Consider the following 24,681-nt stretch of genomic DNA (forward strand, 5'->3'; position numbering starts at 1 on the left):
TCCTGAGGAAGGCTCGTCCGCTCAGGGTTAGTCGGGACCTAAGTCGAGGCCGATAGGCGTAGACGATGGACAACAGGTTGATATTCCTGTACCACCTCTTTTCCGTTTGAGCAATGGGGGGACGCAGGAGGATAGGGTAAGCGCACTGCTGGATATGTGCGTCTAAGCAGTTAGGCTGATGATGAGGCAAATCCCATCATCGTGAAGGCTGAGCTGTGATAGCGAGCGAATTATAGTAGCGAAGTTCCTGATTCCACACTGCCAAGAAAAGCCTCTAGCGAGGAAAAAGGTGCCCGTACCGCAAACCGACACAGGTAGGCGAGGAGAGAATCCTAAGGTGAGCGAGAGAACTCTCGTTAAGGAACTCGGCAAAATGACCCCGTAACTTCGGGAGAAGGGGTGCTCTGGTAGGGTGCAAGCCCGAGAGAGCCGCAGTGAATAGGCCCAGGCGACTGTTTAGCAAAAACACAGGTCTCTGCGAAGCCGTAAGGCGAAGTATAGGGGCTGACGCCTGCCCGGTGCTGGAAGGTTAAGAGGAGTGCTTAGCGCAAGCGAAGGTGCGAATCGAAGCCCCAGTAAACGGCGGCCGTAACTATAACGGTCCTAAGGTAGCGAAATTCCTTGTCGGGTAAGTTCCGACCCGCACGAAAGGCGTAACGATCTGGGCACTGTCTCAACGAGAGACTCGGTGAAATTATAGTACCTGTGAAGATGCAGGTTACCCGCGACAGGACGGAAAGACCCCGTGGAGCTTTACTGTAGCCTGATATTGAATTTTGGTACAGCTTGTACAGGATAGGTAGGAGCCTTGGAAGCCGGAGCGCCAGCTTCGGTGGAGGCATCGGTGGGATACTACCCTGGCTGTATTGAAATTCTAACCCGCGCCCCTTATCGGGGTGGGAGACAGTGTCAGGTGGGCAGTTTGACTGGGGCGGTCGCCTCCTAAAGAGTAACGGAGGCGCCCAAAGGTTCCCTCAGAATGGTTGGAAATCATTCGCAGAGTGTAAAGGCACAAGGGAGCTTGACTGCGAGACCTACAAGTCGAGCAGGGACGAAAGTCGGGCTTAGTGATCCGGTGGTTCCGCATGGAAGGGCCATCGCTCAACGGATAAAAGCTACCCCGGGGATAACAGGCTTATCTCCCCCAAGAGTCCACATCGACGGGGAGGTTTGGCACCTCGATGTCGGCTCATCGCATCCTGGGGCTGTAGTCGGTCCCAAGGGTTGGGCTGTTCGCCCATTAAAGCGGTACGCGAGCTGGGTTCAGAACGTCGTGAGACAGTTCGGTCCCTATCCGTCGTGGGCGCAGGAAATTTGAGAGGAGCTGTCCTTAGTACGAGAGGACCGGGATGGACGCACCGCTGGTGTACCAGTTGTCTTGCCAAAGGCATCGCTGGGTAGCTATGTGCGGAAGGGATAAGTGCTGAAAGCATCTAAGCATGAAGCCCCCCTCGAGATGAGATTTCCCATCACGTATGTGAGTAAGATCCCTAGAAGATGACTAGGTAGATAGGTCAGAGATGGAAGCATGGCGACATGTGGAGTTGACTGATACTAATCGATCGAGGACTTAACCACAAAGAGTCATTTATGAAATGAACAACAATGGGTCGGTATTCGGCTTTCTTGACATCAATTCTTTATCTAGTTTTCAGGGAATAAATTTTATACGAAATTATAAAAAAAGCCTTGAAAAAATATATCTACGCGATATAATAGTACTTGTCCTTAAAAAAGAGACAAGAAAACAGTCTGGTGACAATGGCGAAGAGGTCACACCCGTTCCCATGCCGAACACGGAAGTTAAGCTCTTCAGCGCCGATGGTAGTTGGGGGATCTCCCCCTGTGAGAGTAGGACGTCGCCAGGCATATCGTTCCGCAGTAGCTCAGTGGTAGAGCTATCGGCTGTTAACCGATCGGTCGCAAGTTCGAATCTTGCCTGCGGAGCCATCATATGGAGAGCTGTCCGAGTGGCCGAAGGAGCACGATTGGAAATCGTGTAGGCGGTTAATGCTGTCTCAAGGGTTCAAATCCCTTGCTCTCCGCCATAACTTTTCTTCTTATTAAGGCCCATTGGTCAAGCGGTTAAGACACCGCCCTTTCACGGCGGTAACACGGGTTCGAATCCCGTATGGGTCACCAACACTTTTTATTCGAAAGTGAAAACAATACAATTAATATATTGGAGGATTAGCTCAGCTGGGAGAGCATCTGCCTTACAAGCAGAGGGTCGGCGGTTCGATCCCGTCATCCTCCACCATGTTTTTTTACGAAGCTTAAGCGGAGTGAAATAATCTTCCTTAAATTATAAGTTTAACTTAACAAGTTATATCGTCGCGGGGTGGAGCAGTTCGGTAGCTCGTCGGGCTCATAACCCGAAGGTCGCAGGTTCAAATCCTGTCCCCGCAATACCATTTTTGACTTAGGATAGCATTATCCTTGGTGAGTCACGCATGGATAGTTATTTTGACTGTCGTCAAAAAACTTTGGTCCGGTAGTTCAGTTGGTTAGAATGCCTGCCTGTCACGCAGGAGGTCGCGGGTTCGAGTCCCGTCCGGACCGCCATTTTTATTTTACATAGTGGCTCAGTAGCTCAGTTGGTAGAGCAATGGACTGAAAATCCATGTGTCGGCGGTTCGATTCCGTCCTGAGCCACCATTTATCACTATTCTTGATGCCGGTGTAGCTCAACTGGTAGAGCAACTGACTTGTAATCAGTAGGTTGGGGGTTCAAGTCCTCTTGCCGGCACCACCCGAGTGATTTAATATGTGGAGGGGTAGCGAAGTGGCTAAACGCGGCGGACTGTAAATCCGCTCCTTCGGGTTCGGCAGTTCGAATCTGCCCCCCTCCACCAAGATTTTTTGCGGAACCTCATCGAAATAAAATAATCTTCCTTAAACTTTGCAGCGAAGCATTATGCATCAAAGCGAATAGCATGAGGAATCACTGGAAATCAATTATATTTCATAGGGGTATAGTTTAAAGGTAGAACGAAGGTCTCCAAAACCTTTGGTGTGGGTTCGATTCCTACTACCCCTGCCAATTAAATCATGGCGATTGTGGCGAAGTGGTTAACGCACCTGATTGTGGTTCAGGCATTCGTGGGTTCGATTCCCATCAGTCGCCCCATAAAAGTCACATTTTCATTTCCGTGACATATACTATCAGTGGGCTATAGCCAAGCGGTAAGGCATCGCACTTTGACTGCGACATGCGTTGGTTCGAATCCAGCTAGCCCAGTAGTGCGGAAGTAGTTCAGTGGTAGAACACCACCTTGCCAAGGTGGGGGTCGCGGGTTCGAATCCCGTCTTCCGCTCCAATATTAAGGCGGCATAGCCAAGTGGTAAGGCATGGGTCTGCAAAACCCTGATCACCGGTTCAAATCCGGTTGCCGCCTCCAAATGTAATGCCGGTGTGGCGGAATTGGCAGACGCGCACGACTCAAAATCGTGTTCCTCTGGAGTGCCGGTTCGATCCCGGCCACCGGTACCATTCGCGGGTGTAGTTTAGTGGTAAAACCTCAGCCTTCCAAGCTGATGATGAGGGTTCGATTCCCTTCACCCGCTCCAACTTACATACGATAGACTTTCTCATTAGAGGAAGTCTTTTTTTATTGTTTGAAACTGAAAATTTGGAGGTATATGGGGAAGAATATTAAAAAAGAATAGGTTTTGGTGTGGAGCAGTGAGTAACAGCTTTATTTTAGATTAGTAAGGTGTGGTTTGAAAGTTTATAAATATTATAGATATAAGTAGTAGCATTTTGTACAGGAATTGAGTCAAAACATGACTATTTTAAAGTGAAAATGGTTAATTTGACAAAAGAAGCAAATTTCTAATGATGGAAGTGCTAGATTATAGGCTTTTGATAATTTATTATCGAGTTTGGTAGATATATTATCGACTTTACTACATTTATTATCACCATTCCGATTTTATTTTAAATTCACCACATTTATTTTCAAATACACGATTTTATTTTCAAATCCCATCATTCCATCATTCATTCCAACCAGTTCTCACCACTCTAATCCCACCCACTTATCGAATCGTCCCAAGGGTTCCCGCACCAAGATCACCACACCACAATCGATCACGACACACGAACCCCATCCACTTCATTTACCCACACCACAACCAATCCAAAACCATCTAGTCAAAATTTTGCACCTTCTTTGTCAATTGAGTTCCCCTTTTTAAGAAAGCGCTGCCATTATAATGTAAGAAAGCGATTACATAATTAGGGGTGGTGATACGGGTGGAACCAAAGATTCAGACTGGACCAGTAAGCCCAGACGTGCAAATGAAAGCAGTGTCGAAGAAGAAGTTTAAGTATAAGAGCTTGCTGACGTATGCTGCCTTTGTTGGACCGGCACTTTTATTTTTCTTAGTGATTCAGATTCTTCCGTTCTTGATGGGTGTGTATTATTCGTTTACTTCATGGAATGGTGTCAGCTCGGTTGTTGAGTGGGTTGGGTTTGAGAATTATATTAAGATCTTTACGGATGATAAGACGTTCTTTAATTCCTTTATGTTTACGACGAAGTTTATGTTTGCGGCTGTGTTTATTAGTAACTTAATAGGTTTTGGATTTGCGTTACTGTTAAATGCGGCATTGAAAACCCGTAATATTTTACGGACAGTGTTTTTTATTCCGAACGTGATCGGTGGATTGCTACTCGGGTTCATCTGGCAGTTCATTTTTGTTAAAGGGTTTGCATCACTCGGGAATATGACGGATATAGGATTCTTTAAAATGCCTTGGCTTGGTGATGAGACGACGGCATTCTGGGGAATTGTCATCGTGTTTGCGTGGCAGATCAGTGGTTATATGATGGTCATCTATGTTGCGGCATTGCAAGGGGTGGATAATTCACTTTTGGAAGCAGCGAGGATAGATGGAGCATCAAACTGGACGTTGTTGACGAAGATTATCATTCCGTTGATTCTACCGGCATTCACGATTTGTTTCTTCTTGACGATTTCAATGGCCTTTAAGATATTCGATTTGAACATCTCGTTAACAGGTGGGGGACCTTTCAATTCTACACAATCTGTTGCGATCAATATTTACCAAGAGGCGTTCCAAAACAACCGTTACGGCCTGGGAACAGCGAAATCGATACTGTTCTTTGTGGTAGTGGCAGTGTTTACGACTATTCAGGTGATGGTGACGAAGAAGAAGGAGGTTCAGGCGTAATGGGCAATCGCTATACGAAAAGAACGTTTGTATTAGAGATTATCGGTATTGTCATAGGGCTCATTTTTCTTATTCCTTTCTACTTCGTACTCATCAACTCAGTGAAGCCATTTGCAGCGATTTTGATCGATGCGGCGGCGTGGCCAAAGGAATTTGTTTTCTCTAACTATGCGAAAGTGTGGGAGATCATCAACTTCCCCCGTGCATTCTGGAACTCCTTGGTCATCACTGTTTTCAGCAACATTGGATTAGTGATTATCAGCTCCATGGCTGCGTGGAAAATGGTACGAACGCCAGGGAAGTTCAGCAAAATCTTATTTGTCATCTTTGTGTCAGCCATGGTCATTCCGTTCCAGACGGTGATGATTCCTCTTATGAAAGTTGGAGGAACTCTTGGGCTTACGAATAGTATTCCAGGTTTGATCATCATGTACTTCGGATTTGGGGTCCCACTTTCTCTGTTCTTATATCATGGATTTGTAAAAACCGTTCCGATTGAGATTGAAGAATCCGCGATGATTGATGGCTGCAGTCAGTTTGGTGTGTTCTGGAGAATTGTATTCCCATTACTTAAGCCAATAACAGTGACCGTGATCATTCTGAACACCTTATGGATTTGGAATGACTATCTGCTTCCCCTTCTTGTATTACAGGATGCGGAACTGCGTACGATTCCACTCGCAGCAAGCTCGTTCTTCGCTCAGTATACGAAGCAATGGGATATGGGTCTTGCAGCATTGGTGCTAGGCATTACACCGATCATCATTTTCTTCTTATTTTTACAGAAGCATATCATCAAGGGAATTGCTTCAGGGTCAATTAAGTAGATATAAAGTTTCTGTAGAGATGGTCTATCATTGATACAGAAATTTATATAAAATAATTTATATCAGGGAGGTCAATCCATTTATGAAACGTATACTTTTACTTTGTATGTCTTTGGTTTTAGTATTTGGAATTATTGCCGGATGTTCTTCTAAAGACACTACAAGCAAATCAGGTGGAGAGTCTGGATCAGGTGATGATGTAGTAACCCTTAATTTCTTCCAGTTCAAGGTTGAAATTGCCGATCAGCTTCAAGAAATGATTAATGAGTTCGAAGCTGAGCATCCAAACATTAAGATTAAGCTTGAAACAGTTGGTGGAGGTGCCGATTACGGTGCAGCTTTGAAAGCGAAATTTGCTTCTGGTGAAGAACCGGACATTTTCAACAACGGTGGTTTTAAAGAATTAGAGCTTTGGAAAGAGAAGTTAGCGGATCTTTCTGGTGAGCCATGGGTTGAACATGTTCTTCCGATCGGGAAAGTTCCGATGACAGATGAAGACGGCAAGCTTTATGGTATGCCGGTTAACCTTGAAGGCTACGGCTTTGTATATAATAAAGATTTATTTGAAGAAGCGGGGATAACGGAGCCGCCTGCAACGATTGATGAGTTAAAAGACGCTGCGAAGAAGCTGGAAGCGAAGAAAATCACACCTTTCTCAGCGGGTTACGGCGAGTGGTGGGTAATTGGTCAACATTTACTTAACATTCCGTTTGCTCAACAGGAAGATCCGGATGCGTTCATCGCCGGACTTTATGATGGTTCTGAGAAAATTGTAGGAAACGAAAAGTTCAAGCAATTTAAAGAAGTTTTAGATGCTGAGCTTAAGTATGCAAATGATAATCCGTTAACGACGGATTACAATACACAAGTAACGCTATTTGCCTCTGGTGAAACGGCGATGCTGCAACAAGGGAACTGGACTGAGAACATGATCACAGAGATCAATCCTGAAATCAACATGGGCTTCCTTCCGATTTCTATCAGCAATGATGATAGTGCTGATCGCCTTCCTGTAGGTGTACCGAATAACTGGGTATTAAACAAGAACTCCCAGCATCTTGAAGAAGCGAAAACATTCTTGGAGTGGATGGTTTCATCTGAAACTGGTAAGCGTTATATCACGGAAGAATTTGCATTCATCCCGGCATTCGATAACATCGAGCCAAATGGTCTTGGGGACTTAGGTCAGTCTATCCTTGACTACTCTAAAGAAGAGAAGACGATTCCTTGGACTTGGTTCAAATGGCCGGATGGAGCGAATAAGGAATTCGCCGCAACGATCCAGGAATATGCCGCAGGTAAAATTGATTATGATACTGTACTTGAGCGATTCCAGCAAACATGGGATAACTTGAAGTAAATCGATTAATAGAAAGCATGTCTACTTAGGGCATGCTTTCTATTTTATAAGTTTAATAGGAATATTTCGAAAAAACACTTCCAAGAGCGGGGAAAAACACTTTATACTAGTGTATAAGTGAGACCTGGGAGGTCCGTCCCTCATGTTAAAGACCAGCATTCGGAATAAGTTGATTGTGTTGTTGATGATTACGACGATTGTGCCGTTTGGAAGTTCGATTATTATTACATATTTGTATACGAAGGATTCCATAGAGGAGCAGGTGGTGGAGGAGAGCAGCAATCTTCTTTATCAGGGAAAGGTGAATCTGGAGAGCTATATTAATGAGCTCAACGGGTTAACTCTATCACTCTATAATAATCCTGATTTTATCAACTTCATGAGATCACCCAGTCAAGAGAATAATTACTTGACGATCGGCATTGTAAAGAATGTTGTGCAAACGATTCTCTACACGGGTGATACAATTAACGGGGTACGTATTTCCTTCGCAGATGGTGACCGCGTCATCTCTGCAACAAAGCGCTCTACAGTTGTTTTTTCCAATAAGGTAAGGGATTCACAATGGGAGTCCTTCAGAAATGCAGAGCGCAGCCCTTATAACATGTATATTGAACCAACCCATAGTCAGGAAGAAAAGAATATCAACCGGTCGAAGGATATTGTCACGATTCACCGGGCATTCCGAAACGTTCCCGGCGATGAGGTACTTGCGTATATTTCATTGGAGGTTTCGCCTGACAAGATCATTGATTTGAGTAGAAACCTGTATAACGGTAAGTCAGAAGAATTCTACCTTCTTTCTTCCGAAGGGGAAATGATTTATAGCTCGGACCGGGATGTGTCGGACGATGGCAACAACCAGAAGTGGATTAAGAGGATAACGGAATCAAAAGATGTATCAGGGACACTCGAGTGGAAAGAGGACTCTTTCAACGGGGTGATGATGTACGACCAGCTACCTGCTTCGGCTGGAGGTTGGTTGTTAGTGAAAAGGGTCCCTTACGTAAATCTTTATGAAAGCGCATTTAGTGTGGCAAAGATTAATATTTTATTCGGAGTACTTGGATTATCCCTCGTGGTCCTGGCAACTCTCTTTGTATCTTTTAAAATTACATCACCGATAAGGATTCTGCTTCAAAATATCCAGCAGGTTGAAAAAGGGAATATGAAGGTACAGTCTGAATCGTTCGGTTCCGATGAAATTGGGATCCTCGGCTTCAGGTTTCAGCAGATGATCGAGCGGATCAATCATTTGATCAACCGTGAATACAAGCTTGAGCTTGAGAACAAGACGAATCAATTAAAGGTTCTCCAATCTCAAATCAATCCGCATTTTCTCTATAATGCCTTGCAATCCATTGGAACGATTGCTTTGAAGAACAAGGTTCCGCAAATCTACTCCCTGATCACCCACCTTTCCAAAATAATGAGGTACGGGATGAATATGGAGGAGGATGTGGTTCCATTAAGCAAGGAAATCAATTACACGAACGCCTATCTTCTTTTACAAAAAGAACGTTTCGGTGAGAATCTGGATTACAGTGTAGATGTAGAAGATAAGGTAATGGGGACCCCAGTACCGAAGATGATCCTTCAGCCCCTCATTGAAAACTACTTCAAACATGGATTCGATATTCGGGACGGGGTAGGGCGTATATGGTTATCCTGCTTTCAGGATGAGGAAGAATTGGTGATGATTGTCCGTGATAATGGTGTTGGCGTAACGGAAAGCAGACTTAGGGAAATCGGGGACCACTTTAAAGCAGATGCTTGGAATAAAACGGGGGATGAGACCAATATCGGACTGAAGAATGTTTATGCTCGCTTAAAACTCTACTATGACCACCAGGCCACTTTACAGCTTGAAAATCATGATGAGGGAGGCTTTATGGTCACCATGAGGCTGCCGATAAGAATGGAAGGTGAAGCAAATGAAAGCAATCATCATTGACGACGAAAAGCATGTGCGTGAGGGGTTACTTTTATTAGCAGAATGGGACAAGCATGGAATTCACACTATTCTGGAGGCGGAAGATGGAGATCAAGCCATCGAATTGATCACAGAGCACCGTCCGGAAATCATTTTCACTGATATGAGGATGCCGAAGCGGGATGGCATCACCCTATTAAAATGGCTTCATGCGTCTGACCTAAAAAGCAAAACCATTGTTGTAAGCGGGTATGATGATTTCGAGTATATGAGAAACGCGATCTTTTACAAAAGCTTTGATTATATTCTGAAGCCGATTGAACCGGATGTGTTAAATGAAACACTGGATAAAGCGGTAAAAGAGTGGAATGAACAGGCTCAATCAAGAAAATCCCAAGTCGAGGAAAATCGAGTGATGAATGAGGTAAAGCCTCTCTATTGGGATCGGTTATTCTCAAGTCTCTGTGCGAAGGAGAGCATTACCACAGAGATGGTAGAAAAGGTTGAACAGGAGTTTGGGATTGCCATTACAAAGCGTGAAAAGACCGTTGCCCTCATCCCCATCAAACCGATCGTGGAGAAACTCTTTCAAGGAGACCGGGACCTGGCCTTTTTCACCCTTAGCAATATTTGCAATGAATTGCTGCGAAAGCAAAATGATGGAGTTTGCTTCCGGAATGGGAACAAAGAAGAAGAGCTTGTGATTCTCTTCTGGAATGATAAGAATGTGACGTATCTGTTAGAGGAAATCTACTCACTGATCTATCAATATAGCAAACTCTTTACGATCATTGCCCTTGGGCAGCAGTCTAAGAAAATAAACGAAGCGTATGAATCTGCTTTACATGTGTATCTTAAGCATTCCCTGCTTGATCAAAAGAAAATCGTCACCCATAAAGATATGAAACCGAGCCCCCTGCTGCACCTATTGGATCACTCCAATGAATTAAAATGGGCAATCCGTTCAGGAAGCGGCGATCAGGTTCAGTCCCAGTTAGAGAGGATATTTTCACAGATGGAAACGGAGCATGCACTGTCACTTGAGCAGCTCCAGATGTGGGAAAATCAATTCGAGTTATTACGGAATAATTGGTTGAAAGAGTATGAGATTCACTATCAAGCACCATTCTATAGGGGCCAGGGTTATTGGAATGAAGACGGCTCGTTTTCATTCCGGAAATTTAAAGAGGAAAAGGCGAAAGAGTTCAGTGAATTAATTCAAACCCTTTCAAAAGCAAAGTATCAACGGGAAAAGAACAATATGCAGCAGATTGAAGAATATCTTCAACAGCACTATCAAGAAGACATCAATCTACAGGACATTGCCGATCGTTTTTACTTAAGCAGGGAATATATTTCACGTAAGTTCAAACAGGATCATGGATCTACCATCACGGATTACGTTACGAATATCCGGATGGAAAAAGCAAAGAAACTGCTTGGAAATCCTTATTTGAAAATCTATGAAGTTGCCTATGGTGTAGGGTTTGGGAATGAGAAATATTTCAGTAAAGTATTTAAAAAGCACGTCGGTATGACACCAAATGAATACCGGCATTTACAATCAAACACTTAACTTGGAGGTTTTACAATGTTGAACGTTACAGTATGGAATGAAAATCGTCATGAGCAGAAGAATCCGAAAGTGAGAGAGGTGTACCCTGAAGGAATTCATGGTGCCATTGCCTCCTTCCTGGGAGAAGCATCATTCAACGTGAAAACGGCTACATTAGACGAGGGTGACCACGGACTAACAAAGGAAGTATTAGATGGTACAGACGTATTGGTTTGGTGGGGACATATCGCCCATGATGAAGTGAAAGACGAAGTAGTTGAAAGAGTGAAACAGCGTGTCCTTGATGGAATGGGATTAATCGTCCTTCATTCAGGTCATTTCTCTAAAATCTTCAAAACATTGATGGGTACTTCCTGTGACCTGAAATGGCGGGAAGCTGATGAGAAAGAACGCATCTGGATAGTCGATCCAAGTCATCCGATTACAGCGGGCTTAAGTGAATACATCGAGCTTGAGAAGGAAGAAATGTATGGAGAGCATTTTGACATTCCGACTCCTGATCAGCTTGTGATGGTGAGCTGGTTCGAAGGTGGGGAAGTGTTTAGAAGCGGGTGTACGTATCAGCGTGGTAACGGAAAAGTATTCTACTTCCGTCCAGGACATGAAACGTATCCAACCTATTACTATGAAGACGTTCAGAAGGTCATCGTCAATGCAGTGAAATGGGCATCCCCTGTAGATCATGCGAGACCGGTATACGGAAACGCACAGCCGTTAGAAGAAATCAAAGGATCTAACTAAAGAACAAGAGGAGGAAAAATCATGAATAAATTAAAAATCGGGGTTATCGGGTGTGGTAGCATCGCACAGCATCGTCATCTGCCCGAATATGCAAACAATGAAAACGTAGAAGTGGTAGCGGTGTGTGACATCGTGGAAGAACGGGCATGGAAGATGGCCGATGCAGTCGGAGCGAAAGCGTATACCAATTATAAAGAACTACTGGCTAACGCTGAAGTGGAAGCTGTGAGTGTGTGTACCCCGAACTACCTGCATGCACCGATTTCCATTGATGCCCTAAACGCTGGAAAGCATGTATTATGTGAAAAGCCGATGGCCACTTCAAGTGAAGAAGCTCAAAGCATGATAGATGCCGCTGCTAAAAACGGTAAAAAATTGATGATCGCTCATAACCAGCGCTTTGTCCCTTCTCATCAAAAGGCCAAGCAGCTGATTGAAAGTGGTGAAGTAGGTAAAATCTACAGCTTCCGTTCTGCATTTGGTCACGGTGGTCCTGAAGGCTGGAGTGCTGACGGGAAAGACAGCTGGTTCTTCAAAAAGGACGAAGCGTTCATCGGTGCCATGGGGGACCTTGGTGTTCATAAAACCGATCTTCTTCGTCACATCTTAGGGGAAGAATTTTCCGAAGTCGGTGCCTTTGTTGAAACAAGTGCAAAGGAAAATGCAGATGTGGATGATACGGCTGTCTGCGTATTGAAGACTGAAAGCGGTACAATCGGTACCCTTGCAGCAAGCTGGTCTTATGTTTCTAAAGAAGACAACTCTACGATCATTTATGGAGAGAAAGCGATACTCCGCTTAGAGGATGATCCGGTCAACTCTCTTGTCGTTCAATACTCAAGCGGAGAAGTAGTTAAGTATGAGCTTGGCGGCATTCAAACAAATGCCGAGGGCGGCCAGACGAATTCCCGTGTGATCGATCAATTTGTTCACAGTATCCTTCATAATGCAGAGCCTCCTGTTACGGGTGAAGAAGGAAAGAAATCTCTTGAGGTTGTTTTGTCTGCTCTGGAATCAAGTGAAACAAAACGAATCGTAAAGCTATAGAGGTGAATGCATCGATGAAAAAACTTCGGATGGGAGTGATCGGCGTTGGGGGCATTGCCCAAACGCGTCACATTCCTACTTTTATAAAACTATCAGATTCTGTAACCATTGAAGCGATCAGTGATATCAATCCTGTCACTGCTAAATCCGTGGCAGAAACCTTTAACATTCCGAACGTGTTCAGTGATTATCGGGACATGTTCGGGCATGTGGATGCAGTGACGATCTGTACTCCAAATAAATTTCATGCGGAAATTACGATTGCAGCGCTCAAAGCAGGTCTCCATGTGTTTTGTGAGAAACCAATGGCCATGACTCCTGAAGAATGTGAAATGATGATCGAAGCAGCGGAACAGTCAGGAAAGGTTCTGGCTATCGCTTATCATTATCGTTTTATGAAGGACTCACGTGCTGCGAAGCGAGTGATTATGGAAGATGAAATTGGCGAACCAATGGTCGCAAGGGCAAGAGCGATCCGTCGCCGCAAAGTCCCTGGCTGGGGAGTGTTTACCAACAAGGAGCTGCAAGGCGGTGGCAGCCTGATCGACTACGGATGTCACTTTCTGGATCTATCCCTATGGCTCCTTGGGAACCCGGCACCTGTTGAGGTAACAGGGACGACCTATAACAAGCTTAGCAGAATGCCAGATCAAGTGAATCAGTGGGGAGACTTTGATAAAGAGAAATTTGAAGTTGATGACCATGTTACGGCTTATATCAAGTTCGATAACGGTGCATCCATGCTCTTTGAAACGTCTTGGTCTGCAAATGTCAAGAGCGATGAAGAAAGTATGAGCATTTCAGGTGAAACGGGTGGAATCGATCTATTCCCGTTCCAAATGAACCAAATGAAACATGGCATGCTTCTGAATAGTGAAGCGGATTGGGTTCCCGGTGAAGATGATCCGAGTCTTCCACAAGCCCAGAACTTTATCAATAGCTGTCTCGGTTTAGAAGAGTTGGTTGTGAAGCCCCAGGAAGCTATGCAAGTGTCCCAAATAATTGATGCCATCTACAAAAGCAGTGAAACCGGACAAAGCATCCGATTGAAATAGGAGGAAGTACAAATGAAACTAGGCGTATTTACTGTATTATTTTCACAAAAAAATCTTGATGAAATGCTTGATTATGTAAAAGAAGCCGGGCTTCACGCAGTCGAAATCGGCACGGGAGGATATCCTGGAAATGCTCACTGTGACCTGGACGTTCTTCTAGAAAGCGAAGAAAAGAGAAACGAATACTTAGAGAAAGTAACATCAAGAGGACTTCAAATCAGTGCCTTCAGCTGTCACGGAAATCCGATCTCGCCAGATGCAGTATTTGCGGAAGAATCCCATGTGGCACTTCAGAAAACAATCAAGCTCGCAAGCTTGATGAATGTACCGGTTGTTAACTGTTTTTCCGGAACAGCAGGAGACCATGAAGGAGCAAAGCATCCGAACTGGCCTGTTTCCCCCTGGCCGAATGAATATGGGGATATTCTCAAATGGCAATGGGAAGAAAAGTTGATTCCATATTGGAAAGAGATAGGGAAGCTTGCAGAGGATCATAACGTGAAAATCGGTTTAGAGCTGCACGGGGGGTTCCTTGTTCATACTCCATATACATTATTGAAGCTTCGTGAAGAAACATGTGACGCTATCGGTGCAAACCTTGATCCCAGTCATCTGTGGTGGCAAGGAATCGATCCGGTTGCCGCGATTAAAATCCTTGGTAAAGAAAATGCGATTCACCATTTCCATGCGAAAGATACGTATATCGACCAAGACAACGTCAACATGTACGGCCTGACGGATATGCAGCCATACGGAAACATCCAAACAAGAGCGTGGTCCTTCCGTTCGGTAGGGTGTGGACATTCCTTGCAGGAGTGGTCAGATATGATGAGTGCACTGCGCACATTCGGATATGATTATGTGGTCAGCATCGAGCACGAGGATCCGATCATGTCGATTGAAGAAGGCTTCGGACGTGCCGTTAAGAATTTGAAGTCGATCTTGATTGAAGAGCAGCCATCGGATATGTGGTGGGTGTAGAATTTTAGAGGGGAGGGTCCTATGGGGCTCTCTTTTTTTTGGAGTAGTAGCGTGATTGTGTTAGTCTCAAATAAGTAGTGTAAAATTTACAGTTAATGTCAATCGCCAGAATTAATTGCAAAAACAGCTGGATTTTCACAAGAAATGGCCGGATTATCGTGAATTTCGGCGGGATTGACTCCAGCCACAGTGGAAAGCGGGGTGAATATTCCCATTCATCTAAAGATTAAGCCAATCTTATGCTTTAGATTTCAATAAGATTGTATGAGATTTTTTTAGATTAGCTATGGGTTCTCGTACAGAATTCTCTATAAAAAACAAGATCCCAACCAGGGATCCTGCAGAAACAACTAACCTCCCACTACTTCAAACGATCCTTCTCCACCATGGATCCCGATAAACATATCCATTAGCGATTTGGTCAGTTTCTCGCTTTCTTCTATAGAAAGGGAAGGCTTAAGAAAGATGATTTGAACGGCATTTTTGGTTTCTTCGCCGACGGGTGCACGGTCTGAGTCAACGAATGGACTTCCGAAAGGTCCGTCCCCGTCACAGGCGACGATCAGGTTTTCCAGAGAGTTTTCCCGGCCGTTGAGCCCTATGTATGATTGTCCGGTTTCACCAATTTTCAATTGAATGGTGTCTCCCTTAAGTTGAGCCCTGTCGTAAATGCCGATGGGCACTTCGTATTGAAGGGAGAAGAAGTTATTAAGATCTATACTTGAGTTAATGGAGCTCAGATAATTCTGTTTTTTGACCCGACGAAAGAGTGCTTCGGCTGAATGACGATAGCGATTCGGGTCCTTTCCTGTATTTTTGAAGATGTCCCGCCACGCGGCAATTCCCTCTATTTCCGTCACATTTTTATCGTGAAGATCAAAGAAGATGGATTCCTGGAATAGCTGAAGTCTGCCTTTCAGCATTTGAGGAGAAGTGCCGACTTCGATATGATGATATTGAATAAATCCCACTTTAAAACCAGGGATTTTGGACGTTATTGGTGAATCGATCGTGATTTCCACTTATTTTCCCTCCACATTTGTTTTAAAATAGTTTATCATAATACTCGTTGCCATTTCACGTAAGCTGATAAGCTGTATATATATTTTATAGATAGAAAGGAGGAAAGGGCAATGGATATGGATCAGTTGAAACAGGATATCATCGATTATAGTAAGGAAATCGGGATTGATAAAATAGGATTTACGACTGCTGGTGCGTTTTCGGAAATGAAGAACCGTCTTTTACGTCAGGAAATGCTTGGGTATCAATCCGGTTTTGAAGAGAAAGACATTGAGAGACGGGTCGATCCTTCTTTAATCTTTGATGGTCCCAAATCGATCATTGCCATTGCCCTTGCCTACCCTTCAAAGATGAAGAATGCTCCACAAAGCAAACGGGGAGAGAGACGGGGGATCTTTTGCCGGGCATCATGGGGGACAGATTATCACCATGTGCTGCGTGATCGACTTTCAAAGCTGGAAGAATATATCGTATCAAGAGTCCCACAGGCACGTTTCAAATCCATGGTGGATACAGGTGAACTTGTGGATCGTGCGGTGGCAGAACGGGCGGGCATTGGCTGGAGCGGAAAGAACTGCTCCATTATCACGCCTGAGTTCGGATCCTATGTATATCTGGGGGAAACGGTGACAAACCTACCGTTTGCCCCTGATTCACCGATGGAGGACCAATGTGGTACATGTAATAAATGCGTGGATGTCTGTCCAACGGGAGCTCTTATAGAAGGTGGGCAGCTGGATGCTCAGAAATGCATTGCCTTTTTGACGCAGACAAAGGGCTTTCTTGCGGATGAGTACCGGGTAAAGCTTGGGAACCGTCTTTATGGATGTGACACCTGCCAAACTGTATGTCCTGAAAATAAAGGGATGGACTTTCATTTTCACGAAGAGATGGAACCGGATCCAGAAATTGCAAAGCCGCTATTAAAGCCGCTTCTAACGATCAGTAACCGTGAGTTTAAAGAAAAGTACGGTCATGTATCCGGCTCGTGGAGAGGTAAGAAACCGATTCAGCGAAACGCAATCATCGCCCTGGCCCATTATAAGGATACAACAGCCATTGACGACCTGATTGATGTGATGAAAAAAGATGTGCGCCCCGTCATTCGCGGGACCTCTGCCTGGGCCCTTGGCAAAATAGGCGGAGTAGAAGCAGAAGTTGCTCTATTAGGGCAGCAATCGGTTGAAACGGATGAGGAAGTACTAAACGAAATTCAAAAGGGCCTTAACCTTATAACAAATAGTCCAAAAGGATAAACTCACAAATCCACCTGAGTTTATCCTTTTTTGTTTTGAACGGCCCCTTCCCTGCATAACAATTAGGGAGGAGGGAAGACAATGATCAGAAAGCTGTTAATGGAAAAGGTCCAACATGTGATAGATGAATATACATCTCGTAGTCAGTCAGACTATCACATTGACAAAGTGAAAAGAAAGAAGGAATCTTGTCTTCAGCGGAATGCGGAAATTGTAAAGGTGGATGCAGCGGGGAAAATCCAAAGCATGACACCTCAGCGAAATGAAACACAAAACATTTTATATGATGTTCACTATAAATATCTTATTAAGCAAGGCGATCTTCTTTATTTAGAAGAAGAAGTTGAGAATCGGCATGCAGCCTTTTATAAGGATAAAATCTATGAAGACAGCGAGGTTCCGATTCAATATGAAGAGAATGTCGGTCATGAAGAGAATTCCACCTTTAACGAGAAAGCGGTTAGAGCGGTGTATCAATATGATCGTCTGAGTGCGGTGCAGTATGCTGAGCGGTGGTGGAACAGCTATAACCCAGCGTTCAAGAAATTTGAGAATGATTGCACGAATTATATTTCACAGTGCCTATATGCCGGGGATGCTCCCATGCGGGGATATCCAGCGAAGGGGAAGGGCTGGTGGATGAGAAATCAGAACTGGAGCTATAGCTGGACGGTGGCGAATTCCATGAGATGGTACATCCCAAACTCGACGGTCGGGTTAAGGGGAAGACAGGTGAATGACGCTAAAGAGTTAAAGCTTGGAGATGTCATCTGCTATGACTTCGAAGGGGATGGGCGTTTTGACCATACAACGATCGTAACGGGGAAAGATGCTGCTGGAGAGCCTCTCGTGAATGCCCATACGTTCAACAGCAGAATGCGATATTGGAAATATGAGGACTCGACTGCTTATACACCCAATATCAAATATAGATTTTTTACAATAGTAGATGACGGCTAAGTCTTGTTCTATGTGGAGGAAATGGTATAATGTCACTTAGAGTTTTATGAATGAGGTGACAGTAACATGGGAGTACATGTTGTATTATATCAACCAGAAATCCCTGCTAATACAGGGAATATTGCGAGAACGTGTGCAGCAACGGATACAACTCTGCACTTGATTCGTCCACTCGGGTTCTCAACAGATGATAAAATGTTAAAGCGGGCAGGCCTTGATTATTGGCAGTTTGTAAACATTGTATACTATGATTCAATTGAAGAGTTCTTCGAGAAAAATGACGGCGGAGAATTTTTCTATTTAACAAAATACGGAAAGATCCCTCACACTGACTTTGATTACAGTGTGGAAGAGAAGGATTACTTCTTTATTTTTGGCAGGGAAACATCCGGACTGCCTGATGACATCATCCAAAATAACTTAGATCGTGCCCTGCGCATACCAATGAACGAAAACGTCCGTTCATTGAACCTTTCCAATACAGCGGCGATTCTGATTTATGAAGCATTAAGACAAAGAAATTATCCGGGTTTGTTATAAAAAACGAGGAATGAGAATCATATGATTTTCATTCCTTTTTTTATTTGGCTTATACTAGAGGAAAGAATGTGAAGGAGAGATTACATAATGAACGAAACCATTGAAACGATTCTTAAGCATCGATCCATTCGTCATTTCAAGAATGAGCCATTAACGGAGGAGCAGATCCGGACAATTGTCTCGAGTGCCCAGGCTGCGAGTACGTCCAGTTATATTCAAGCGTATACAATCATTGGGGTGAAGGATCCTGCTAAAAAGAAGAAGTTGGCGGAACTTGCCGGTCCACAATCATATGTAGAAGAAAACGGTCATTTCTTTGTATTCTGTGCCGATTTGTACCGCCACGAGAAAATAGGTGAATGGGAAAATGCAGATGTCATTCCAACACTTGAAAGCACGGAGAAATTCATGGTGGCTTTAATTGATGCTTCACTAGCGGCCCAAAATGCGTCCATTGCCGCGGAATCGATGGGAATGGGCATATGCTATATTGGAGGAATCCGAAATGATCTGGAATCAGTGAGTGATCTGCTGGAGCTTCCTGATCGGGTCATTCCTTTATTCGGTCTGGCAGTCGGTTTCCCTGAAGGAAATTCTGATGTAAAGCCACGATTACCTATGGAAGCCATTTACCATGAGGATTCTTATCAAAGTGATGAAGGATCAATGAAAAGGGAACTCGATCGTTATGACGAAACCATTTCTTCCTATTATCATGCACGAACGGCCGGCAAACGATCGGATCGATGGACGGAGCAAATGGCCAACATGCTTTCAGGTAAGAAGCGCATGTATATGAAGGAATTTATAGAGAAGAAAGGATTCAATAAAAGGTAGATCCCTGCGTCCGGATAAATAGAAAAAGCCCGAAAGGAACAATTCCTTTTCGGGCTTTTTCTTATTCCATCTCAGGGAGCTCGACTTGAAAATGTATTGTTACTAACCGGATAAACTCCCTCGTAGTTTTGGGCAAATAGAAGTCTTTTTTCCACACGATACCGTAGCTTGCTTTGTTCATGTTCTCGATTTCCAACAGTTGAACATCTTTATACTTAAATACCTGCAGAGCACTATGGGGGACGATAGAGGAAGCGAATCCTTGTTCCACAAGATTGGCCAGGAGGACAGTATCCGAGCATTCCGCCTTTACATTTGGCGTTAACCCGATTGAAATAAATGACTGAACAATCATTTCGTACAATCCTAAACTTTGCGTACTTGGAAGGATTAATGGGTGGTGAACAATATCCTCTAATCTAATCGTGTCATGGCTCGAAGTCGGAACACTCGTAATGTAATAAAAGGGCTCATTTTGGAGGACCACCTTCACCATATTGTCTGCAGAAAATGGCAGTCGAATCAGAGCAGCATCAATCTCTCGTAATTCTAAAAGATGAATGAGCTGAGAAGATTCGTTTTGATGGATATTATAGGTGATGTTCGGGAAGTTCTTTTCATACTCTGTTAAAATATGTGGTAAATCAATGTCAGATAGTGTATTTACACCAATCCTCAGTTTGCCTTTTTCTCCGGAACCAATTTCTTTGACTTCAGCTTCTGCAGCCTCCAGCAGCTTGATTGTCTGATAAGCATGCTGATAAAGGGCTCTACCAGCCTCTGTAATCAACAATTTCCTCCCCCTACGGTCAAACAAGCTCACACCAAGGTCCTCTTCCATCGTGCGCAGTTGCTGACTTAGAGGAGGCTGAGACATATGTAGTCGCTTTGCTGCAGCCAGTATTGTTTTTTCTTCCACAATCGCCATGAAGTAGCGCAGTTGTTTAATGTCCAGCATGGTAACGACCTCTCTTATACAATAAATATATAATAATACAATTTAATATATATTATACATATATATTGGGCCGTGATACCCTAAAAGTTGTTAGGGGGAGTGAAAATGAAGAAGATGCTCATTGCAATCTTTATCAGTACTCTAGCGGGATGTTCGCCTAATGCTCAAGAGGAGGAAAAAGAAGTGATTTTCACCTATATAAAAGAAGGATATATTGAAGAGGTTGAAACGTTAATTGATGAAGGTGCCGATATTAATCAACAGGATGCCCTCGGTAGAACTCCAGTAATGCTTGCGACGTATCAAAATAATCCGAATATGGTTCGTTTGCTTATTGATAGGGGAGCTAATATTCATGTTAAGGATGAATTAAAAAACAATCCCTTCCTGTATGCTGGTGCAGAAGGAATGAATGACATTCTGCTTCTCACGATCGAAGCAGGAGCAGATCCTGCTCTAGTAAATCGATATGGCGGAACTGCGCTAATTCCAGCTGCGGAAAAAGGCCACGGTGAGACGGTCAAACTTCTACTGGAAAAAACAAATGTCGATATCAATCATGTAAATGACCTTGGCTGGACAGCCTTGATGGAAGCCATTGTATTGAGTGATGGAGGAAAGGTGCATCAAGAGATTATTGCCACATTAATCGAGTATGGTGCCGATGTAACGATACCTGATCAGGAAGGAAAATCACCAATTGAGCATGCCAAGGAAAGAGGATTTGATGAAATTGAGGAGATGCTGCTTAAAGAGGGAGCGGTCAAAGTATCATGAAATGCAAAGGGCAGTCCGTAAGAATAACTATGCAAAGCTTCCAATGGCTCATGTTTTTGATTGGAACGTCGATTGCTCTTCCGATTGTGATTGGTAGTGTGTTTGGATTAAGTGAGATCGAGATATCAGGGTTAATGCAAAGAACGCTTTTCCTGGTGGCTCTCGGCTCCATTCTTCAGATAGTAATTGGACATTCCCTTCCGATTATTGAAGGACCAGCTGGATCCTGGGTAAGTGTCTTTGTTATTTTGGCGGGCTTTTCTAAGCAAATGGGTCTTTCTGTTGAAGAATCACTATCCCTTGGCATGGGATCACTTGCTTTAGCAGGATGTATTCTGCTCCTAATGGGATTAGTGAAAAACAAATCATTTTACCAAAGAGTATTTCCACCTTTAGTTTCAGGTGTTTTTTTGTTTCTTCTAGCGATTCAGCTTAGTGGCATCTTTTTTAAAGGGATGATCGTTCAAGAAGAAGGGAGCGTTGATTGGAAACTGACGATGCTGGCCATTTTCGTTTTTATCTTTATTGTAATTCTGTCAATTAAAGCAAAAGGATGGGGAAAGCAGTTTTCACTCTTGATCGGCATCATTGTTGGCTGGGGTGTGTTCGCCATGTTCGGTGGGGCTTCCAACCCCATTGGACAGAGGGATCTTAATGGTGTAGCTTTACCAGAACTATTTTCATGGGGACCACCTGCAATCAATGGTAATATCATTACTGCGACTATTCTGTTTTCTTTTACTCTGATTCTAAACAATATTGCAGCCATTGATTCGATGTATGAGGTATTTGATGGAAAGAAAATCAATAAGCAAGACAGTATAAGAAGAGGGTTTGTCATCGGAGGAATCAATCATTGGTTATCGTCCGTTTTTTCTGCACTTGCCATTGTGCCCTTGCCGGTTACATCAGGTTTCGTACAAACGACGAAACAAAGAAATGGTCTTCCATTTCTTATAGCAGCAGGCAGTTTATTACTCATATCCTTTATGCCACAAGTGGTGCATGTAGTGTCCACTTTGCCTGTAGCTGTCGCAAGTGCAGCGTTGCTTTCGACAATTGTGAATATGTTTATCATTTCTTTAAAAAAGATTACTTCTATTGAGTTGAACCAAAGGGAGTTATCAATCATTGGTATTTCACTTTTGGGCGGCACAAGTCTCTTCTTTCAATCTCCGGATCATTTCGAAGATCTTCCGAGTTCGCTTCAAATTGTAATGAGTAATGGTTTGATCGTAGGGACAGTTATGGTGATTGGTCTTAATTTAATATGGCGTAATAACTAAAAAAACTGGCCAAGGCCAGTTTTTTTAGTTTATGAATTAGTTGGAGCCGGGTTTATCATTATATCCAGCAGTGAAAATCGCTACTAAGAACGCTAAAGATACACCTATAATCATTATAGTACCCATGTTTGGTAACCTCCCAGTTTCACTTATTCCACAGTCTGTCTTTAGTATAGCCTATTTTTTATTTGATGTGAATGAAATCGGTTAATTTTTTGATGATCTGTGACAGGTGGACGAATTGATAATGAAACGATTTTATTCATAGTGAATACCGAACCTTTGTCTGCAATAAATATATCTTGTTAACATGTTCAGGTGAACAAGCGCATACAGTATATTAATCGTCTCTCATTAAGCGACAGGGGGAGGTCCTTATGGATATTTTAAAAAAAATCGAACATTACCGAGAAGAAGAAGAGAAACTGAAATGGGAAGGGACGTTTGCTCAGTATTTAGACCTGCTGAAAGAGAAGCCTTGGGTTGGGCAATCCGCTCATTCAAGAGTATTTAATATGATTAAGGATGCCGGAGTTGAAGAGGTCGAGGGGAAAAGAAAGTATAAATTCTTCAGCAATCAATTATTTGGCTTAGAAGAGGCGCTGGAAAGACTCGTTGAAGAATACTTTCACCCTGCTGCGAAACGATTGGATGTCAGGAAGAGAATCTTATTACTGATGGGGCCAGTCAGTGGAGGGAAATCAACCCTTGTTTCCATGCTGAAACGCGGGCTGGAACAATATTCCCGGACTGAAAGAGGAGGCGTCTTTTCAATCAAAGGCTGCCCGATGCACGAAGATCCATTGCATCTGATTCCACAACATTTACGTGAAGATTTTTACAACGAATATGGCATTCGCATTGAAGGAAATCTCTCTCCGTTAAATACTATGCGTTTGGAGAAAGAATACCATGGCCGCATAGAAGACGTTCAGGTCGAAAGAGTCTTTTTCTCTGAAGATAAACGTGTCGGAATCGGTACGTTCAGTCCATCCGATCCAAAATCACAGGATATCGCCGATTTAACGGGAAGTATCGATTTTTCCACGATTGCCGAGTTTGGTTCTGAGTCAGATCCGAGAGCTTACCGATTTGATGGTGAGTTAAATAAAGCGAACCGTGGATTGATGGAATTCCAGGAAATGCTGAAGTGTGATGAAAAGTTCTTATGGCACTTATTATCTCTTACTCAGGAAGGAAACTTCAAGGCAGGGCGGTTTGCACTGATTTCAGCTGATGAGCTAATTGTGGCCCATACGAATGAAACTGAGTATCGATCCTTCATTGCAAATAAAAAGAATGAAGCCTTACACTCCCGTATTATCGTCATGCCGGTTCCTTATAACCTGAAGGTTACCCAGGAAGAGAAAATTTATGAGAAAATGATTAACGAAAGTGATGTGTCGAATGTCCACGTGGCTCCTCATACGTTACGGGTAGCGGCGATGTTCACCATTTTGACCCGAATGAAGGAACCAAAGCGCGGTGATATTGATTTAATCAAGAAAATGCGCTTGTACGACGGCGAAAATGTCGAAGGTTTCAACTCTGCAGATGTGGATGAAATGAAGAAGGAATACCAGGATGAAGGAATGAGTGGAATCGATCCGCGGTATGTCATTAACCGAATCTCGTCTACGATCATTCGGAAAGAGATCCCGACCATTAACGCTTTAGACGTTCTTCGTGCGTTGAAAGAAGGACTGGATCAACATCCATCAATTACGAATGAACTTCGTGATAAGTATTTGAACTTTATCTCCCTCGCCCGTAAGGAATATGATGATATTGCCAAGAAAGAAGTTCAAAAAGCCTTCGTGTATTCATATGAAGAGTCTGCGAAAACGCTTATGGATAATTATCTTGATAACGTTGAAGCTTACTGCAATAAGGCGAAGCTTCATGATCCATTAACCGGTGAAGAAATCAATCCGGATGAAAAGCTGATGCGTTCCATTGAAGAACAAATTGGCATTTCAGAAAATGCAAAGAAAGCATTCCGTGAAGAAATTCTTATCCGTATTTCTGCCTATGCCCGTAAAGGGAAGCGTTTCGACTACAATTCACATGATCGCTTGAGAGAAGCCATTCAGAAGAAGCTATTCGCTGACTTGAAGGACGTTGTGAAAATCACGACATCTTCGAAAACGCCAGACGAACAGCAGCTGAAGAAAGTCAACGAAGTGGTTGCCCGCCTCATCGATGAACATGGCTACAACTCAACATCCGCCAACGAATTACTACGCTATGTGGGCAGCCTGTTGAATCGATAAAAACAAAGAAATCGGAAGGTGCCAAACACACCTTCCGATTTTTCTATTTGG

General features: G+C 43.5%; 18 protein-coding genes, 16 tRNA genes and 2 rRNA genes (1 of these 36 only partly in view). 34 read left to right on the top strand and 2 right to left on the bottom strand.

Features of this window, described 5'->3' with window-relative positions; translation table 11 throughout:
* The 27 genes from ACYH0O_RS07325 to ACYH0O_RS07455 all read left to right on the top strand — a co-directional run.
* Positions 1–1,578: ribosomal RNA gene (locus tag ACYH0O_RS07325) — 23S ribosomal RNA — on the top strand; it begins 1,358 nt to the left of the window's first position.
* 173 nt (positions 1,579–1,751) lie between these two features.
* A 5S ribosomal RNA gene (rrf, locus tag ACYH0O_RS07330) occupies positions 1,752–1,868 on the top strand.
* A 7-nt stretch (positions 1,869–1,875) separates the two neighbouring features.
* Positions 1,876–1,950: transfer RNA gene (locus ACYH0O_RS07335), tRNA-Asn, on the top strand.
* A gap of 6 nt (positions 1,951–1,956) precedes the next feature.
* A tRNA-Ser gene (locus ACYH0O_RS07340) sits at positions 1,957–2,048 on the top strand.
* 19 nt (positions 2,049–2,067) lie between these two features.
* A tRNA-Glu gene (locus ACYH0O_RS07345) sits at positions 2,068–2,142 on the top strand.
* A gap of 42 nt (positions 2,143–2,184) precedes the next feature.
* Positions 2,185–2,260, top strand: a tRNA-Val gene (locus ACYH0O_RS07350).
* Between the two features lie 75 nt (positions 2,261–2,335).
* Positions 2,336–2,409: transfer RNA gene (locus tag ACYH0O_RS07355), tRNA-Met, on the top strand.
* A gap of 79 nt (positions 2,410–2,488) precedes the next feature.
* Positions 2,489–2,565: transfer RNA gene (locus tag ACYH0O_RS07360), tRNA-Asp, on the top strand.
* A gap of 17 nt (positions 2,566–2,582) precedes the next feature.
* A tRNA-Phe gene (locus ACYH0O_RS07365) sits at positions 2,583–2,658 on the top strand.
* Positions 2,659–2,676: 18 nt separating this feature from the next.
* Positions 2,677–2,752, top strand: a tRNA-Thr gene (locus tag ACYH0O_RS07370).
* Between the two features lie 19 nt (positions 2,753–2,771).
* Positions 2,772–2,855 (top strand) — tRNA-Tyr (locus ACYH0O_RS07375).
* A gap of 114 nt (positions 2,856–2,969) precedes the next feature.
* Positions 2,970–3,043 (top strand) — tRNA-Trp (locus ACYH0O_RS07380).
* Positions 3,044–3,054: 11 nt separating this feature from the next.
* A tRNA-His gene (locus ACYH0O_RS07385) sits at positions 3,055–3,130 on the top strand.
* Between the two features lie 39 nt (positions 3,131–3,169).
* Positions 3,170–3,241: transfer RNA gene (locus ACYH0O_RS07390), tRNA-Gln, on the top strand.
* Positions 3,242–3,245: 4 nt separating this feature from the next.
* Positions 3,246–3,320 (top strand) — tRNA-Gly (locus tag ACYH0O_RS07395).
* A 7-nt stretch (positions 3,321–3,327) separates the two neighbouring features.
* Positions 3,328–3,401: transfer RNA gene (locus tag ACYH0O_RS07400), tRNA-Cys, on the top strand.
* Positions 3,402–3,409: 8 nt separating this feature from the next.
* Positions 3,410–3,493: transfer RNA gene (locus tag ACYH0O_RS07405), tRNA-Leu, on the top strand.
* 3 nt (positions 3,494–3,496) lie between these two features.
* Positions 3,497–3,570: transfer RNA gene (locus tag ACYH0O_RS07410), tRNA-Gly, on the top strand.
* Between the two features lie 688 nt (positions 3,571–4,258).
* Positions 4,259–5,200, top strand: coding sequence for a carbohydrate ABC transporter permease (locus tag ACYH0O_RS07415; RefSeq protein WP_482631806.1), 942 nt, complete (start codon positions 4,259–4,261; stop codon positions 5,198–5,200).
* Complete coding sequence (locus tag ACYH0O_RS07420) at positions 5,200–6,027, top strand: carbohydrate ABC transporter permease (RefSeq protein WP_148968227.1); 828 nt, start codon at positions 5,200–5,202, stop codon at positions 6,025–6,027. The genes ACYH0O_RS07415 and ACYH0O_RS07420 overlap by 1 nt, the downstream gene beginning before the upstream one ends.
* 82 nt (positions 6,028–6,109) lie before the next feature.
* Complete coding sequence (locus tag ACYH0O_RS07425; RefSeq protein ID WP_482631807.1) at positions 6,110–7,387, top strand: ABC transporter substrate-binding protein; 1,278 nt, start codon at positions 6,110–6,112, stop codon at positions 7,385–7,387.
* Positions 7,388–7,529: 142 nt separating this feature from the next.
* The gene (locus tag ACYH0O_RS07430; RefSeq protein WP_482631808.1) at positions 7,530–9,341 is read left to right on the top strand and encodes a sensor histidine kinase; all 1,812 of its coding nucleotides are present in this window, start codon (positions 7,530–7,532) and stop codon (positions 9,339–9,341) included.
* Positions 9,322–10,896 carry a response regulator transcription factor gene (locus ACYH0O_RS07435; protein WP_482631809.1) on the top strand — a complete coding sequence of 525 codons (1,575 nt, stop codon included), beginning with the start codon at positions 9,322–9,324 and terminating at the stop codon, positions 10,894–10,896. Before ACYH0O_RS07430 ends, ACYH0O_RS07435 begins: the two co-directional genes overlap by 20 nt.
* 15 nt (positions 10,897–10,911) lie before the next feature.
* A complete protein-coding gene (locus ACYH0O_RS07440) occupies positions 10,912–11,637 on the top strand; it encodes a ThuA domain-containing protein (RefSeq protein WP_482631810.1) in 726 nt (241 codons plus the stop codon).
* A 21-nt stretch (positions 11,638–11,658) separates the two neighbouring features.
* Complete coding sequence (locus ACYH0O_RS07445; RefSeq protein WP_482631811.1) at positions 11,659–12,684, top strand: Gfo/Idh/MocA family protein; 1,026 nt, start codon at positions 11,659–11,661, stop codon at positions 12,682–12,684.
* A gap of 14 nt (positions 12,685–12,698) precedes the next feature.
* Positions 12,699–13,739 carry a Gfo/Idh/MocA family protein gene (locus ACYH0O_RS07450; RefSeq protein ID WP_482631812.1) on the top strand — a complete coding sequence of 347 codons (1,041 nt, stop codon included), beginning with the start codon at positions 12,699–12,701 and terminating at the stop codon, positions 13,737–13,739.
* Between the two features lie 12 nt (positions 13,740–13,751).
* Complete coding sequence (locus ACYH0O_RS07455) at positions 13,752–14,720, top strand: sugar phosphate isomerase/epimerase family protein (RefSeq protein ID WP_482631813.1); 969 nt, start codon at positions 13,752–13,754, stop codon at positions 14,718–14,720.
* 350 nt (positions 14,721–15,070) lie between these two features.
* Here the strand turns inward: ACYH0O_RS07455 and ACYH0O_RS07460 are convergent, their stop codons facing one another.
* Entirely contained in the window at positions 15,071–15,742 is a 672-nt protein-coding gene (locus tag ACYH0O_RS07460; protein WP_482631814.1) for a B3/B4 domain-containing protein, read from the bottom strand.
* 111 nt (positions 15,743–15,853) lie between these two features.
* On the opposite strand from ACYH0O_RS07460, the gene queG reads away from it, so the two are divergent.
* The 4 genes from queG to nfsA all read left to right on the top strand — a co-directional run bounded on the left by queG (position 15,854) and on the right by nfsA (position 19,336).
* Positions 15,854–16,999, top strand: coding sequence for a tRNA epoxyqueuosine(34) reductase QueG (queG, locus tag ACYH0O_RS07465; RefSeq protein WP_482631815.1), 1,146 nt, complete (start codon positions 15,854–15,856; stop codon positions 16,997–16,999).
* An 81-nt stretch (positions 17,000–17,080) separates the two neighbouring features.
* Positions 17,081–17,959 carry an amidase domain-containing protein gene (locus ACYH0O_RS07470; protein WP_482631816.1) on the top strand — a complete coding sequence of 293 codons (879 nt, stop codon included), beginning with the start codon at positions 17,081–17,083 and terminating at the stop codon, positions 17,957–17,959.
* A gap of 66 nt (positions 17,960–18,025) precedes the next feature.
* On the top strand, positions 18,026–18,499 hold the full coding sequence (gene trmL / locus ACYH0O_RS07475; RefSeq protein WP_113971500.1) for a tRNA (uridine(34)/cytosine(34)/5-carboxymethylaminomethyluridine(34)-2'-O)-methyltransferase TrmL: 474 nt from the start codon (positions 18,026–18,028) through the stop codon (positions 18,497–18,499).
* A gap of 87 nt (positions 18,500–18,586) precedes the next feature.
* Positions 18,587–19,336 carry an oxygen-insensitive NADPH nitroreductase gene (nfsA, locus tag ACYH0O_RS07480; RefSeq protein ID WP_149158268.1) on the top strand — a complete coding sequence of 250 codons (750 nt, stop codon included), beginning with the start codon at positions 18,587–18,589 and terminating at the stop codon, positions 19,334–19,336.
* Positions 19,337–19,397: 61 nt separating this feature from the next.
* Here the strand turns inward: nfsA and ACYH0O_RS07485 are convergent, their stop codons facing one another.
* On the bottom strand, positions 19,398–20,294 hold the full coding sequence (locus ACYH0O_RS07485) for a LysR family transcriptional regulator (RefSeq protein WP_426891268.1): 897 nt from the start codon (positions 20,292–20,294) through the stop codon (positions 19,398–19,400).
* Positions 20,295–20,399: 105 nt separating this feature from the next.
* On the opposite strand from ACYH0O_RS07485, the gene ACYH0O_RS07490 reads away from it, so the two are divergent.
* The 3 genes from ACYH0O_RS07490 to ACYH0O_RS07500 all read left to right on the top strand — a co-directional run bounded on the left by ACYH0O_RS07490 (position 20,400) and on the right by ACYH0O_RS07500 (position 24,630).
* The gene (locus ACYH0O_RS07490) at positions 20,400–21,071 is read left to right on the top strand and encodes an ankyrin repeat domain-containing protein (RefSeq protein WP_482631817.1); all 672 of its coding nucleotides are present in this window, start codon (positions 20,400–20,402) and stop codon (positions 21,069–21,071) included.
* Positions 21,068–22,357, top strand: a complete 1,290-nt coding sequence (locus ACYH0O_RS07495; protein ID WP_482631818.1) for a purine/pyrimidine permease — start codon at positions 21,068–21,070, stop codon at positions 22,355–22,357. Before ACYH0O_RS07490 ends, ACYH0O_RS07495 begins: the two co-directional genes overlap by 4 nt.
* Before the next feature lie 377 nt (positions 22,358–22,734).
* Positions 22,735–24,630, top strand: a complete 1,896-nt coding sequence (locus tag ACYH0O_RS07500) for a PrkA family serine protein kinase (protein ID WP_148968241.1) — start codon at positions 22,735–22,737, stop codon at positions 24,628–24,630.
* Positions 24,631–24,681: the final 51 nt, after the last annotated feature.

The sequence above is a fragment of the Rossellomorea sp. H136 genome (assembly GCF_056838065.1).